This is a genomic window from Deinococcus pimensis DSM 21231, assembly GCF_000519345.1.
GTDB lineage: Bacteria > Deinococcota > Deinococci > Deinococcales > Deinococcaceae > Deinococcus_A > Deinococcus_A pimensis.
In genome coordinates this window covers 1-2,192 of record NZ_KI912661.1, presented here as the reverse complement: position 1 = coordinate 2,192, position 2,192 = coordinate 1, and the positions used below count along the sequence as shown (strand labels likewise).

General features: G+C 70.7%; 2 protein-coding genes and 2 pseudogenes. 1 reads left to right on the top strand and 3 read right to left on the bottom strand.

Annotation, left to right across the window (positions count from 1 at the left end):
- Window positions 1–346, bottom strand: a pseudogene (locus tag DEIPI_RS40185) (roadblock/LC7 domain-containing protein); the annotation flags it as partial.
- A gap of 120 nt (window positions 347–466) precedes the next feature.
- Here DEIPI_RS40185 and DEIPI_RS0117235 point away from each other — a divergent pair.
- Complete coding sequence (locus DEIPI_RS0117235; protein WP_027482581.1) at window positions 467–1,654, top strand: glycine C-acetyltransferase; 1,188 nt, start codon at window positions 467–469, stop codon at window positions 1,652–1,654.
- Between the two features lie 59 nt (window positions 1,655–1,713).
- Here the strand turns inward: DEIPI_RS0117235 and DEIPI_RS38040 are convergent, their stop codons facing one another.
- Together DEIPI_RS38040 and DEIPI_RS40180 are read right to left on the bottom strand one after the other, a co-directional pair.
- Window positions 1,714–1,863 (bottom strand): hypothetical protein, encoded by a 150-nt coding sequence (locus DEIPI_RS38040; RefSeq protein WP_157463759.1) that lies wholly within the window; start codon window positions 1,861–1,863, stop codon window positions 1,714–1,716.
- Between the two features lie 79 nt (window positions 1,864–1,942).
- Window positions 1,943–2,192, bottom strand: a pseudogene (locus DEIPI_RS40180) (DinB family protein); the annotation flags it as partial.

The window sequence follows — 2,192 nt, the reverse complement described above, 5'->3', positions numbered from 1 at the left end:
TGGTGTCCCAGCTGGTGCTCGTGGTGGCCGTCGCCGCGGCGGTCACGGCGACGGCCACGGGGCGGGCGGGCAGGTCCTCCTCGAAGAGGGTGGGGGCCTTGGGATAACGGGCCTGGAGCTCCATGGACAGGGCGCTGAGCTCCTGACGGGCCCGGGCGGGCGGCATGAGGGCCGAGAGGCGACGCTGGAGCGGGCCGACGAGAACGCGCTGCATCTCGGGAGCGGTGACGTGTTCGGGGACGAGCGAGGCCTCGCGCAGGGCGGCACGCAGCATGTTGTCGGCAGCCCGCTCCGACACCACGCGCGCCAGCGCCTCACTCACCATGCTGTAGACGGGATTCTGCATCAACGTGAAGTCAGTATAAGCGCACGGTAAGGTTTCTAAATTTGAAATATCCCTCTCGCTCATCCGGACGTCCTCATCGAGCCACGTTCGGGCCTCACCGGACGCACTAGACTGGACCTCATGACGACCCTCAACGACCGCCTAACGGCGGAGCTGACGCGCCTGCGCGAGAGCGGGCTGCACATCTCGCCGCGCGTCCTGGAGGCCCCGCAGCGGCCCCTCACCCGCGTCGCCGGACGCGAGGTCGTGAACCTCGCCAGCAACAACTACCTCGGTTTCGCCGATCACCCCTTCCTCAAGGAACGGGCCGAGCGCTACCTGCGCGAGTGGGGCGCCGGGGCGGGCGCGGTGCGCACCATCGCGGGGACGCTGTCCATCCACGAGGACTTCGAGCGTCAGCTCGCCGAGTTCAAGCACACCGGGAGCGCCCTCGTGCTGCAGAGCGGCTTCACCACCAATCAGGGCGTGCTCGGCAGCCTCCTGCAGGAAGGGGACCTCGTCGTCTCCGACGAGCTCAACCATGCCAGCATCATCGACGGCCTGCGGCTCGCGAAGGCCACCAAGAAGATCTACCGCCACAAGGACGTGGAGGACCTCGACCGCATCCTCCGGGAGAACCCCACGGACGGCCTCAAGCTCGTCGTGACCGACGGCGTGTTCAGCATGGACGGCGACGTCGCGCCCCTCGACCGCATCATCGAGGTGGCGCGCAGGCACGGCGCCGTCACCTACGTCGACGACGCGCACGGCTCCGGCGTCCTCGGGGAGGCCGGACGCGGCACCGTCCACCACTTCGGCTTCGAGCACGCCGACGACGTCATCCAGATCGGCACGCTCTCCAAGGCCTGGGGCGTCGTGGGCGGCTACGCGGCGGGTACGCACGACCTGCGCGACCTGCTGATCAACCGGGCCCGTCCCTTCCTGTTCTCCACCGGGCATCCGCCCGCCGTGGTGGGCGCGCTCTCGGCGGCGCTCGAACTCGTCGTGAAGGAGCCCGAGATCATGGAGCGCCTCTGGGAGAACACCCGCTACTTCAAGGCGGAGCTCGCGCGGCTCGGCTTCGACACGATGGGCAGCGAGACGCCCATCACGCCCGTCGTCTTCGGCGAGGCGGGCGCGGCCTTCGAGGCGAGCCGCCGCCTGCTCGACCGGGGCGTCTTCGCCGTCGGCATCGGCTTCCCCACCGTGCCGCGCGGCCTCGCCCGCATCCGCAACATCGTCACGGCCGCGCACACCCGCGACATGCTCGACCGCGCCCTGAGCGCCTACGAACACGTCGGGCGCGAGGTGGGCGTCGTGGCGGGCTGAGACCGCGAACGCGAGCGGCCCCCGGAGCGCGCTCCGGGGGCCGCGCTCGTGAGGAGGGGTCAGGCGCGCAGGACGTGCACCACGGCGGGCACCGCGCCGTCCTCGCTGCCGTTGCTGCGGTCGTCGTCGCCGTCGTCGTCCTGCCCGCAGGCGGCCAGGGTCACCACGAGGACCAGTCCTGCCAGCGTCAAGCGAAGGAGTCTGCTCATGCCCGCAGTCTCGCCCGGCCGCACGAGCCGGGCGTGTTGAGCGCGTAAAGACGGCTTGCCGAAAGGCGAGGGCGCACCTTCAGGTGTGTGCCACGAACTTCAGGACCTGCCGGACCGCGCCGAGGTGATAGGCGACGTGTGTGACGGTCGCGACGACGCCGCCCGCCTCGTCCTCGTCCCAGACGGCGCGCTCCGTCAGCAGACTCCTGAGCGCGTCGTACTCGTCGTGCAGTCGGGCGCGCAGGTCCCGCCAGCCGTCCTCGTCGAGGTCGCGTTCCTCCCAGCTGCGCGCGAGGTCGAGGTCGAGCGTCTCGCCGCGCAGCGCCGCC

Coding starts and splice junctions, on each gene's coding strand:
- DEIPI_RS38040 (WP_157463759.1), bottom strand. CDS start 1,863: ATGAGCAGACTCCTTCGCTTGACGCTGGCAGGACTGGTCCTCGTGGTG.
- DEIPI_RS0117235 (WP_027482581.1), top strand. CDS start 467: ATGACGACCCTCAACGACCGCCTAACGGCGGAGCTGACGCGCCTGCGC.